Genomic DNA, 14,116 nt, shown 5'->3' with positions numbered 1-14,116 from the left:
CTGTGATTTATCCACTGAATGGATGCTGGTGCTTGATAGAACTTCATTAGACGGTTTCGGCCATTACGCATCCAAACGGTCAACTTGCGTTGCACTAATGCCCTCAGCCCCTTTCCAAACTTTAAAGCACCGCGGAGCAAATGGCTGCATACCACCGGAGCTAATCAGCTCGGAAAGCTCGGACAGCGCCCTGAATGGATCCTGCCACTCAAATTTTTGGCCAACTACGTTATAATTCCACCACGCAAGATTTGTGATTTCCAAGATAACTTTATTGGAAAACCGAAACCGGATGATCTCGGCTGGAACGCCACCAACGATAGAAAACGGCACTACATCCCGCGTCACCACCGCACCTGCGCCGACTATCGCACCATCACCTATCGTAATCCCAGACTTGATCTTGGCTCCAGAACCAATCCAAACATCGTTACCGATCGTCGTTGGCAGCACACGCGCATAATCGTGCAGCGGATCCGCATCAAAAGGTGCTGCAAAAAGGCGTTGGTAGGGAAATGGAGACGTCGTCAAAGATCCATGAGGGTGCTGAGACAGAATTTTAACACCGTCCCCAATGCTGCAGTAACGTCCGACCGAGGCGTTGTGAAGTGAAGCACCAGGGCTTACATAGCTGAATGCACCAATTCGTACGTTTGATAGTGAGCAGCCAGAAAAAACCCGAACAGGCTCTTCAACAAAGACGTCTCCGGCCAAATGTACAGAAGCTGCAAATTGTAGCGCCGTGCTCATAGGACGTTAGTTCGGGCAAGCGGCACTTCATGCGGATAGAGATGCTCGACATTGTGCGAGGAGAACAGCGCGCCCATCGACGCGGTTTCCACGGCCGAAGTATCGGCCATCGTGCCTATTATGTCCGGAGCGACGCTCTCATCGATATCGAACCGAACTTCCCGCCAATCATCCGACTGAAAGGCAGGAAGTGTTTGGTCTTTGCGTTTGGGTCCACAGCCCATGATTGAGTCAGAACGGACCATCAGAGTATCAAATTCGGAGACAAGATGTCAGCCAACGAAGTACCTTCGATCAAACCAATCTGAGTGATCGTCATGTCGTCTGGATCTGCCCCATCAAAAACTTGATATATCTTCACACCATCTGTCCCAGTGGTTTCGCCAACGGCCAGAATGAAGTCCAATGGTGATGGAGTTCCCTCAGCTGCGAACTCTTGTCCTGACCCAAAAAGGCTTGCCTCCGAGATGTCGGCCGTGGTGATGTCAGAAACACTGAAGTATACAAAGCGGCCATTAACTGCAGCGAGCGCAATCTTGACGCTACTTCCCCCTGCCACGGCTATTCCAGAATTATACACATCGTGTTGATCAGTTATAGAACTGAAATCCAACTTATCCCCATCGACTCTCACAAAATCTTTTATCGTGTCTAGGCCGTTATTGGATGATGAAAAATTGAAAACATCGGCTCCACTGCCACCAGTAAGTTCATCACCACCTGCACCGCCCGTGATGACATCATTTCCAGCTCCGCCAGAAATTGTGTCATTGCCAGCACCACCGTCGATGGTGTCCTCGCCCGACGAACCCACGATGCTGTCGCCACCACCGAAATTAGTGCCAATGACCTCAATCCGGTTAGCTGCTGTAGTGACATCAGACGCATCAATTGTTACTTTATTAGTCTGAACCACGTTGGAAGAGATCGTCAATATGTTGCCATCGTCTGAGCCAGAGACAAGCTCATCGCTGATCTTCACGGTAATACCCGAACCGTCAGACAATGCATCAAAAAATATTTTCTCAACACCTGTGAAACTACCCGACGCAGCCGTGAAGTCAAATGTACCGAATGTGGCGCTCTGCAAAGATATACTATCATGTATCTCCGCCCCACCATCAATCACAGCAACACCGCTAAGATCATTATTGGACTTCAACACAAAAAAGTCAGACCCCGTACCACCAACAAGGGAATCGGCTCCGCCAGCACCATAAATCGTATCGTTGCCCGCACCACCAAGAACTGTATCAGCTCCAGCGCTACCCGTAACAATGTCGGCTCCGCCGCCTGCACTAATAGAGACCGCAAATCCAGACCCAGAAGCCGCCGTGACGGATAATGCACCAGTCAATGTACTCGCAGATACATCGCCTTGTAAGTTAACGACGTTGAATGAGCCCACTGAGCTTCCATTAAAAGTAGTCAGGGTTAGGGTATTACCATCGGACATATTAGCAGCATCGACAGTCACAGTGCCTAATGCACTGTCATCATATCGAATGTCTGTCGATCCAGAGCCTGTAATGAATTTTGGCACACCAATAGTCACAAATTTCTCACCAAGATTTATTTTGCTGGCATCAGTTAGTTCGATTTCCTCCACACTTGAAACGTTGGAAAAGTCAGCGTGAAAGTTACCACTGCCACCTAGGTTCGGGAGAGTGTTAATAACTGACGTAAATTTAATACGGTCAATTCCATCCCCACCAACAACAGTGGCCGTACTGCTGAGCGCAACGTTATCCGAAAAAACAAATGCATCATCACCCAATCCACCAAAAAGCGAGTCCTCACCGTCAGCACCCGTGATCGTGTCAGCTCCAGCTCCACCAACAATCACGTTCGCGGAGGCGTTGCCCGTCAGGCTGTTCGCACCATCGTTACCATATAGCGCAATCGTGCCCTGCGCGTTGGTCGCGTCGATGCTCTCCGCCGTCGTACCCGTGGCAACACCAGCTGCATCGGTAATGCGGGCCTCTTCCACATTCACGTTCGTATCAAGCGTCAGCGTCGCACCAGCCGTCGAGGTGAAGCGGATCGTGTCAGTGCCAGCATCGCCAATGATCGTCTCACCAGTATCATGGTGAGCAACATCAGCAATGATGAACACATCGTTGCCAGTGCCACCGTCCATGTTGTCAGCGCCGTCAGCACCCGTGATCGTGTCAGCTCCAGCTCCACCAACAATCACGTTCGCGGAGGCGTTGCCCGTCAGGCTGTTCGCACCATCGTTACCGTAAAGCGCAATCGTGCTCTGAGCGTTGGTCGCATCGATGCTCTCCGAAGTTGTACCTGTGGCAGTGCCATCCGCAGCAGCAATGCGCACTTCTTCAACAAGCACACTCGCACTCAACGTCAACGTTGCACCAGCTGTTGAGGCAAAGCGGATCACGTCTGTTTCCGACCCACCCGTTATAGTTTCATTGGAAGGATGATCTGCAGTAGCAGAGATCACAAACACGTCCGCACCAGCACCGCCGTCCATAGCGTCTACACCAGCGCCACCGGTTATGACGTCATCTCCAGCACCTGTTAGGATGACGTTTGTACCCGATGTGGCGGTTACAATCAGGTTTCCCGTCGATGTCGATGTAAGGTCACCGGCCGTCAAAGACACCGACACGTCATGAGATCCGGCCAGGGTGAGCAATTCGCCGTCGTTGAGCGCATCAGCATTGATAGCCTGGTTGGTTGCACCAGTGGTTACACTGTTGGCACCTGCTGCAAGCTCGTAGCTCTCGATACCTGCGAAAGCGGTGAATGTATCAGCCCCATCAACGATAATCGTCTGGCTACCAGTACCAGCGTTCAAGATGGTCAGAGACCCATTCTGAGCCGCACTCAACGTGATCGTTGCAGTCGCATTCTGGAAGTCCAGAACACCTGCATCCAGCCCTGTCACACCCGAGATGTCCGTACCGTCAACAACCTTCAGGACATCCGCCGCTTCGAAGTTCGTGAACGTGCCGCTATAAGCACCAGCCCCAAACACAAGCGTCGTATCGCCAGTACCAAGCTCCTCAACATTCTGCGTCAACGCACCAAGCGTCATCACAGATGTCGCAGTAACGTTGTACTTCTCGATCGCAGCTTCACCCGTGAAAGTTCCAGCAGTCGCGACACTAATCTGGTCCGCAGTCCCGCCAGCCGTAATATTGGTAAACCCGTTATGCTGGGCCGCTGTCATTGTAATCGAGTTCGAGTCAGCATTCAGAACCAAGGTTTCAATGCCGCTGATCGTAGCGCTGCTAATGTTGGCAGCGCCAGCAACCTCGAAGACAATCTGGTCGTTCGCACCGTCATCAGCCGCTGAAGTCCCCCCATAAATCGCTTCGGCAAGACCATTAATATCTGCCAGTGAGATAATCCGGAATGTATCATCACCCGCGCCACCCGACAGAACGTCAGCGTCTGCTCCACCAGCGAGTGTATCACTTCCTCCACCGCCCGCGAGCGAGTCACTCTGCGAGCCACCAGTGATGTTATCGGCAGAGCCGGAACCAATCAAATCGTACTGTATACGACTCAGAACAGTGGCATTCGATGCAGTCGCATCATCAGTCGCCTTCAGGGTGAACACCAGATCATCCCCTGATATCGAGCCGTTACCATTCAGATCGATCGAAATAGTATCACTCGTAAAAGCTCCGCCAACTTGCACATGAGCCACATGGTTATACGTCACCGCCGCCCCGTACACCTCGCCCACTCTGATTATATCGTTGGCAAATTCAAAGTTATAGATAAAGTCTTGTCCTTGGGTACCAACAGCGCCTGAGCCACCACCGACCATGACGACAACATCCGCATCCCCGTCACGCCCATTCCAGGTCACCGTGTTGTACCCAAGATCGATTATCTGCTCTCCAGCTCCAGCATAAACGGTATCAGCGCCAGCACCGGCAATTACGAAATCACCTGCGCCAGCCGTAATTTGGTCATTTCCTCCCAAGCCGTAAATATAGTCTTTCTTACCGCTCACGGCTCCATCAAGCACATCGTCTGTGCCTGTTCCGTCATCAATTCTGATAAGGCCATAGTTAGCATCCGTGTGTAGCGACGTTTTATTAAACTCAAGCACTGCATCGGGTGTACCACGGTCCAAAACACGCCAGCCATCACGCTCTTCCATGTGGTTTATAAACACGATGCCTTCAACATCTTGCACTCCCGCCGACGGGTCATCATCGTAAAGGATAAGCGTGAACTCTTCACGTCCAACGTACATTGATCCATCAGGGCGCTCTTCGACCGTAAATATACCAGTGCGAACGTCAAATGACCCATTATAGACTTCAAACTGCTCACGGTGCACCTTGTTATCACCGTAACCCCCGAAAGTATCTGGAATCGGCAGCTGCATAAAACCTGGCTCGAAATAGGTCGCGAACTTCAACCCAGCAAATCGGTCACCGACAAACGCTTCGTTTGATACAGTTCTACCACTTCCTGTGAAAAAATCAGTTCCGGCCGTTTCAAAGCCGCCTATTTGTCCACCATCCAGCTTATCATAACGGAGTTGCATGTTCTCGGTCGTCGCGAACGGACTACCGGCCGGAACTACTTCCACTCCACCTCTTACCTTGTGGTTAATTGGCTCAAGATACAAAAGTGGTGCTGTCACCGTACTGGCGAAGGTGTATTCAGCCCCGCCGGTGTCAAAATCACCCACCCTGAACTTAGAGCCAGAGACCGTAAATGCCAATTGCGTCTTAGCATTTGCAACACGGTTCCCGCTCCCATCCAAATCCTCTGCCCAAGTTTCGAATGCAACGATCTGATCGTCGTTCGAGAGCGCAGCCTTTGTAGTGTCATCTACAACGGTGATTTTGTGAAGCGAGTCCCCAACAAACGTGATTTTCTGGATGTTATCGAAGTCACTCTCGTTAAGGATCAAAGAAGAGTGTGTGACTATCGAATAATTACCCGTGATCGTAACATTTGAAAGGTCAACATCACCAAATGTGTAGAGGATATCGTTCCCGGTAGAGTCAAAATTAATTGTTTCACCCGCAACAACATCCGTCGTGTAAGCGTTTGTCAAGGTTGGGTGATCGTAACCGAGTAGCGTATCGATCGTCGAATTAATCAAAGTTAACTTGTCAGAATCCACCGTAGTACTATCGGTAAGATCACCAACAATGATCACCCGATCAACTGACCCTGTAGTGCTGGCGTTGACTGCATCCTGTCCCTTGCCGCCCCAAATCACATTGGTGCCATCTTCACCTGTAATACTGTCGTTATCATCTCCACCGAGTAAGGTGTCATTCCCGCCGCCACCATAGATTGTGTCATTACCCGCATCCCCTGCAATCCTGTCAGCGCCGGTCTGATCTGGGTCTGCATCGATATTATCGTTACCATCACCACCGAATACGGTCGTGTTGCCTGCTCCTGACCAACGGATGGTATCTGCGCCACCGCCACCAGACACACTTCCACCCCCACTGCCAGCATTGAGCGTGTCATCGACCGAACCGCCGACCAGCGTATCGGCATTATTCGTGCCGGTTGCGTTGATCGACACCGTTGATGCGCTGCCCTGAAGGTTCAAGCTTGCGGCACTTGCATCCGTCGTAACAGTGATACCAGTTGCAAAGGCGGCATTGGTCTCTACACCCAGGGTGACTGTCTGCGCGGCAGTTCCTGTCAAATCCAGAGCCTCAACCTGAATGACGTCCGCAAAGTCATCATCGGCCAAGGTGAGAGCTGTTCCTCCGGTATCCATCCGGATCGTGTCTGTTTCAGAGCCACCGATCACGGTGACATCTGCTGCAAGCTCTGCGGCAGAGGCGAACACGATAACGTCGTTTCCAGCACCGGCGTCCAAGCTATCAACCTGAGCACCTCCAGTAATAGTGTCATTACCTGCGCCGCCAATGATGGTGTTATTGCTATCACCATTACCGGTCAGAGAGTTAGCCCCCTCGTTACCAATCATGTAAACGTCAAGATCTGCACCAAGCAAATCTGCGGTAATCCCATTGGGTGTCGTCCCGGTATTGCTGCCGGCGGCATTTGAGATTTCCAAATAGATAAAGTTATCAGCATCCGTCACATGCGAACTCAGCGTCAAGATCTCGCTCGCAAGGCTTGTGAAACGGATAGTGTCTACCCCGCTCCCACCACTGATTGTTTCTGATGTACTATGATCTGCACTTCCATCAATCAGGAAGACGTCATTTCCAGATCCACCAGATAGACTGTCAACACCAGAGCCTGCATGAACTGTGTCATCCCCGGCACCTCCAACGATTGTGATCCCCGTAGTGTAGGACGAGGCATCAATAGAGTCAGCACGGATACCTGATACTGTTGTGTTATCCGCACCATAGACCGTTCGAATGCCCGCAGTCTGGGCTTGGTTTTGCAACGTCACTGCGGTCGCAACCTGGTTTCCCGACAGATCCAACACTTCAACAGTAGAGACATTAGCGAAGTGCGCATCAGAAACTGTTAGCGATGTGTCAATAATGCCATTACCGTCATCATCATTGTAGGTAATTACAATGGTATCTGAGGCTCCATTCCCCCCCGCAACCGTATCGTCCAAAAGTTCAACCGCGCCATAGTAACGGAACAAGTCGTTACCCGCTCCACCGGTTAAAGAGTTTTGCCCTGCAAGACCTGTGATCGTATCATCGCCCGCGCCTGCAGTAATGGTATCATCGCCTGAAGCACCGGTGATTTCGAAACCAGCTGCTTCAACATAGTCGAGCTCACCACCAACACCCCCAGCAACAAGATCTAGAACAGGGGTACCCGATGTAATAATTCCCGTCCCCGAATCATAAGTTTCTAAGGTGCCGGCTTCATAGAAATCATATGCACGGCCACTTTCACCCTGATTAGAAAGGTCGATTTCTACACCAATCATTTCCCAAGGCGCGGTAATTGACACAGTGTCGTAATAAAGGCCACTTGAAAACGCGGGTGTTGCCGGAGCCAAGGCATCGTAATCACCACGGCCGGAATCGTTAGTTACCACGGCTACAACTCTTCCCGTCGCATCTACTTTTGCAAACCAGCCAGTTGCTGCAGTTTCAACCTCAGCATCGTCATCCGTGAATGTAAGTTCATAATAACCAGCGGCTAGGTCGTTGCCCGCGTCAGCAATGGTAACCGACGAAATCGCATAATCTACAATTCCTCCGTTCCAAACCATAGCCTTATTGGCCACAAGAACAGGAGGCAGGCCAGTTTTAACCGTGACCCTCTCAATGCCAGTGATTTGAGCGTCGCTCGCATTATTAAGATGTTCCGAGGTCGCGCTCAAAAACAGCGTATCCGTCCCTGCCCCACCGTAAATAGTATCATCACTGGGCCCATTCGCCACCACGCTGAACGGATCAGAGCTTTCCTTTACAGTAAACCCACCGCTAATCGTGCTTTCAGCAACTGCATAGTAGCTTACCTTTGCATCAAAGTACTCAAACGAGTTGTCAGCAGAAAGCGCCTGCAAATCACCAGTTCCAGACGAATCTGAAATTGTGATGCCCGTAGGCGCAGCACCTGATGTATCGATGGTTCCGTAATCAACATCAAAGTCAGTGCGGATGATAGTTTGTCCGAGGACACGGCTGTCGTTTATGATGACTGTACTTGATCCATCCGAAATCGTTCCCTGGCCAATCAGAACGGGCAGGTCCCCATCCAATTCCATACTGTCATAGACTTTGATCGTTACGTCAGTTGCAGCGGTGGGACTGATAGCCACATTCACGCGTAATGTGTTTTCAGATGTCCGCTCTCCCTCTGTCAATGCAGCCCATGAACCGCCAGTCCACTCATCAACAGACGTTATTGATGGGATATATTTGATGACTTCGGCATCTTCTTCATTAGGTGTCGGGGACCCACCATCTTCAGGGTGATCACTATACTGATTATAGATATCATCCCCGCCATTATAGACGTTGAAATCGTCAGCGGTCAGGATCCCGCCAATTTCCGCAACCAGAAACGCCTCATCATTCGTGATCAAATTGTCACGGGAATTTACGAGATAGACAAACGTTTCGTTATTTGAGTGAACTGCAAAATATGCATAGACGCCATAGTCACTTGCGCTACGCGTAACATAATCTGTGAACGAACTAAAGTCGAAACTTAAGCTCTGTACGTCCGCAAAATTATCTACACCTGGATTCAGCTCAAGCGCGGGAATAAACCCATCACTAACAGTGTGAAAAAAGTCCAACAGGTTCTTATTATCTGCACCCGTGCTGGTCGATGTTGCAAGAGTAGTATTAAAACTCTTCTGGCTGTCTAGGACATAAACATAATTCGTGGTGAACAGGTTACTGTACGTACCTGTATCAGTAAGCTTGTATGTTGCATTCAAGTGGGTATTTGACCCAAGGAATGTCTGATCGCCTAACAATTGGTCAGCTCCACCATCAGGCACGTAGTCCTGCGGGTCCGGGACAATCCCATCAAGACCAATAAGTGACAACGGGTCCCAATCATATGACATGATTTGTGCCGTTTGAAAAATGCCACCCAACACATAAAATGGAATAGCGAGTGCAGGTCCTACGAAAGGAATGGCCCAAAGCCCACTGCCAATAGAATACATTGCAGTGCCAGCAGCTGTATCAATACTGTCCGCAATGAAGTCAGTTTGCGAATACTGCATGTTTGTGTAGGGACCTGATCCATACAAGGTACTCAGAAGTGGCTTGAACGACAAGTTGTGGATAAATGTAATATTTTGATCCGCGGCCTGAGGACGCGTATACTCATAACTGGCAGTCCCATCCACTACATCCCAGCTTTTTGACCCTGCATGGCTGGGATCAAATGCATCAATGACGTTCTTCGCCAGATAAAAATGATCAACACCGGTTTGGAAGTTAGCGATATATTGCTTACCAGCACGCGTATCGTAGTATACGCGATCCTCCCCAGGATTAAGTGTCAAAAGCGGACTAGACGATCCAGCAGAACTTGCAGTCCCATCAAGAATAATAGTGTTTACACCCGCGTTTCCGTATAGATAGTCGGCGCCGGCACTTGCGTATATTAGGTCATCTCCCCCCAAGCCACGCGCTACTATTAACCCGTCATTGACAACGCTTATGTCCACGCCAGTTTCGTTCGCAATACTTTGCGCATCCCGCGTAGCCTGATTATTATAAATGTAATAGAGTGATTGCGTAGAATCCCAGTTATCTCCTCCCCGGGCGCCATCGAAATCCTGATCAGATGTAGCAACTGCAGAAAATGCTCTGAGATCAATCGTGTTATTTGACGACATAGTCGTCCCGCGCAAACCAGCAATAACGGCGACACCGTTATTCAATACAACGACCGTATCGCTACCAGCATCCCAATCAAGAATAGCATCTGTGGCATAACCTTTATGGAATGTCGTCGTATAGGTTTCAGAACGTGTCACGTTGTCGGTTGTGATCGTCTTCGTCGTCGCCGAGGAAACAACCTCACCAGCACTGTTTGTATCGCCAACACCAAAATAATCAGCGCCAGCGTTTCCGCGAACCAAGTTCCCGAATGTTGGCCCGTCAACCTGATCGTAAGTACTTTGACCGCCAAATATGTAATCGTACCCTGCTCCACCTTTAAGGGTGTCATTCCCGGCAAAACCATAAAGTGCGACACGATCCGACCAATCACTGCCAGTGATCGAGTCTTTATTGCTTAAATCGTTGCCGGCATCACCCAGAAACACCTGATTGAACGCATTGTATAGTTTGCTATCGACATCGTAAGAATAAACACGGAGCTGACCGTCGATTTCAGCCGTTTGCTGAGTAACAACCAAGTCATGGGTACCATTCCGCGCCTGCCCGATAACATCGAGGGTTGTGGCATCTACGCCGTATCGACTCGTTGTGACACTTTGTGAGTTCGGCGTTGAGTATCTAGTACCATCATGAATAGTGGACTCACCTACCCACACGTTGTCAGACGTGTAGCGAATGAAGTTAAAATAGGCGAGATTGAATGAGTCCGAATATTCCTGACCATCGCTGCGAAGGTCAATATTGTCGAAAAGTCCACGTGCTTCTGTAAACGTCAGATCTTGCCCTGGGTCCAACGTATTAACAGTGTCGGAGTTGAAACCTTCCAACGCGTATACGCGTTCAACTTCACCATAATTGATATAACCGTTGGTATTATCCCAAGTTACACCACCTTCTTGAATGCGAATTCGATATCCAGAAAAAAGACTGTAGAGGTCTACCTCACCATCAGCACGACGAATAGACGCGTAGTACTGGGTGCCAGGAATATCTGGATGATCTGTGAGGTCGACAGTATCCCACCCACCTCCCATAAAGAGCGTTTGATCACGGGTTGTCCCCGTATAGATCATATCGTGATTGCCGATATTCATCCGAAGTGAGTTCAACGACCCATCAGTCGTAAAACCTACTTTACCAACGATTTCGAGATCCACACCATCGGCCAGAGGCGCATCAATGTGTTCGACACCTTTGATATTCAAAACATAGCGTGACGTGTTTCCAATCGGGTCCGTCAATGTCAAGCGATCATTATCACGACTATCGGTCGCAGTAATGTTCAAGGACATATCGACATAGGCTACATTGTTTGACCCGTAGTACGGCGTCGACGCGATCGTCCAGTGATCCGCGATCCAACCATTATCACCATAAAGATGGCTCCAGAGATAATTCAGAATGTCATCGCCGTAGATATAATAGTGATACGGGACCGTTCTGATAACAGACATTTCTTATCTTCCTAGTTGGGCAGATTAAAGACGGAGAGAGCCCCCTAGCATACTAGGGGGCTCAACCCTTTTTATTAGATGAAGTTCTGAGAGTTCAAAACATCGCCGCCGACATCGATGAACTGACCGATAAACTCAAGCGTATCTGTATCAACGCCATTAGTCGCACCGTTAAAGTCCGCGAAGTCGAAACCATCAGATTCTGTAGCCGTAGCTTGATACAGATACGCATCCGCATCTACACCCGAACCATCGTAGACAACGATGAAGTACGTGCCATCCTGAACGTTATTCAGCTGGTCAAGCATTGTAGCAACAGCCCCTAGGTTTGTCGGATCCGATATCTGGAAACCACCATCCGTTGTGTTGGATGAGATTTCAATAACCGAGTTTGTCGACAGGCTTGCAAGGTTATTGGTCGTAAGTTTCACGTTCTCAGCGAAACCACCAATTGCAGCACCAGTGCCAGTGCTAATGTCGATTTGATCGTTGTTATCTCCACCATCAAATCCATAGATAGTTACGGCATTGTTATCTGCACCCAAACTGCCATTCCATGCAGAAATGGAGTCATTCAAGGTTACGTTGCTTCCAGATGTTACGAGGCCCTCCATCGAGACGTTTCCGACGACAACTGTATCAGTACCACCACTGCTGAAATCGACTGAGAAACTCCCACGCTCAGCATCGAGTGCCGATACAAAGTTGACCGTATCATTCCCGGTACCACCAACGATGCTGGTGATACCCGACCCCGAATTGTAGGCCTCTGTCTCCAACGTGATGTTGTTGGTGCCGTCGGCAAGGCGCAGTGTCTCAATGTTTGTGACATTTGTCAGGTCTGTGTCTGCGAGCGTCCCCGATGTCAAAAGTGTCATAGTGTCACTATCTGCTCCACCGTTGACTGTATCAACCGAGTTCATATCGTCGATTTCGATATAAATCGTATCGTCTCCAGAACTCGCGTCAATCCAAACGGTTCCGTTTACTGTCGTAAGCGTGGAGCCCGTCCCAATGGTAATAGTGTCGTCTCCACTACCAGAAGAGACACTATCGTTGCCACTACCCGTGATAATCAAATCATTACCAGAACCAGACGATATAGTGTCGGCAGCGGCACCACCGGTAATTGAATCGTCCTGGCCGCTGCCGGTAATCGAGAACTTACCGTCAGTTTCCAAGGAACCATCCCAATACAGGGTAGCAGCACCAGTCAAGCTGGCAGCAGACACAGTTAGGGTTGCACCGGACGCTACCAATGCATTCTGAGCAACAACTCGGGTTGTCGCATCGCCTAGGGTGATGACCTCCACGTTGGTGACATTATCGAGTTCGTCTGTTCCTGCACCAGTATCAGTGTAGGTCAGAGTATCCGTATTGTTCCCACCATTAATAGTGTCATCAGCGGTGAGGTTTGTTGACATAATGATTGTGTCATCATTGTCACCAGTGCTGATGTCGTCATTTCCGCTACCCGCAGTGACGGTGTCATTTCCGCCATCCGTGGCCACCGTGATACCAGCGGTCGTCCCGCTAATATCGATGTTAGATGCAGATCCATCCGTTGCTGTGATCGTACGGATCCCTGCATCCTCAGCAATCGTGCCAGTGAAGTTCACGTCTTGTGCGCCGGAGCCGGACAGCAACAGCGTCTCAACGAAGGTCACATTGGTGAAGTCAGCGTCATCGACGACGGCATCGTTGGTAATTTGGATCGTGTCCGTGCCGTCGTCACCATCCACCGTATCTGCAGACGTGAAGTTTGCAGACAGGAACCGGATCGTGTCATTTGCTGCCCCTGTACTAATGTTGTCAGCCCCAGAGCCTGCAATCACCGTGTCATTACCAGCGTCCGTCGTAACCGTCAGACCAAGCGCAGTACCGCTGATATCGATATCAGAGGCCGTACCGGCAATTGCCGTCACAGTCCTAACTCCAGCGGTATCCGATGCTGAACCAAGATCCACAGATTGTGCACCGCTGCCTGAAAGCAGAAGTGTCTCAATCGACTGCTTATTTGACATGTCCGTCAGTACAATGTTGGCAGTATCGGTGATTTGGATGGTATCCGTACCGGTTCCACCATTAACCGAGTCTGCTGTGTCAAACGCCGCAGAGGTGAACTTGATGGTATCGTTTCCAGTGCCGAAGGTTACAGCTTGTGCGTCAGCACCGCTGGTTACGATGTTATTGCCGTCACCCGTAGTACCAATGTTCCAAGTCTTGATGTCTGCATCGAGGATGTAGGTGGTCAATGCGCCGCGGGTCGTGTCGACCGTAACGGTATCATTGAAACCTGCCGCATCGATATTTGCTGCTGCATTCGTTCCCTGAAGTTGGTCAGACGCAACCGTCACTGCGAGAACACCGGCATCGAGAACAAACTTCCAAGAGCCGCTGCTGGCCGAGATGGTTGCACCCGCAGTACTTGCGCCACTTGCCATTTCGATAACGTTTGTGCCCGCACCCAGAGCATAAGTGCCGTCCACGACAAGACCGTTCACATCGATTGTTTCATCTGTCGCCACCACGGACGACGCGGTTACGTTAACGGATAGTTCGTTACTGTTTACTGTGAAGGTGGTTGTTGCACCCGTATTTCCCGCAAGGATATAATTTTCGATACCATCTTTGCCG

Annotated in this window: 4 protein-coding genes; all 4 read right to left on the bottom strand. The window is 50.0% G+C overall.

Annotated elements, in window-relative coordinates:
• Nucleotides 1–63: 63 nt before the first annotated feature.
• Nucleotides 64–750: a CatB-related O-acetyltransferase gene (locus ACK8OU_RS19045; RefSeq protein ID WP_410304926.1), complete on the bottom strand. Its 687-nt coding sequence runs from the start codon at nt 748–750 to the stop codon at nt 64–66.
• Nucleotides 747–995: a class I SAM-dependent methyltransferase gene (locus tag ACK8OU_RS19040; protein ID WP_410304925.1), complete on the bottom strand. Its 249-nt coding sequence runs from the start codon at nt 993–995 to the stop codon at nt 747–749. Before ACK8OU_RS19040 ends, ACK8OU_RS19045 begins: the two co-directional genes overlap by 4 nt.
• Complete coding sequence (locus ACK8OU_RS19035) at nt 995–11,479, bottom strand: hypothetical protein (protein WP_410304924.1); 10,485 nt, start codon at nt 11,477–11,479, stop codon at nt 995–997. Before ACK8OU_RS19035 ends, ACK8OU_RS19040 begins: the two co-directional genes overlap by 1 nt.
• Nucleotides 11,480–11,553: 74 nt before the next feature.
• A partial coding sequence (locus ACK8OU_RS19030) for a beta strand repeat-containing protein (protein WP_410304923.1) occupies nt 11,554–14,116 on the bottom strand: 2,563 nt, incomplete at its 5' end.

The organism is Pontitalea aquivivens, from assembly GCF_046507575.1.
Lineage (GTDB): Bacteria > Pseudomonadota > Alphaproteobacteria > Rhodobacterales > Rhodobacteraceae > Pontitalea > Pontitalea aquivivens.
Note: the sequence above shows the minus strand (reverse complement) of the source record. Positions and strands in the feature narration are given on the sequence as shown.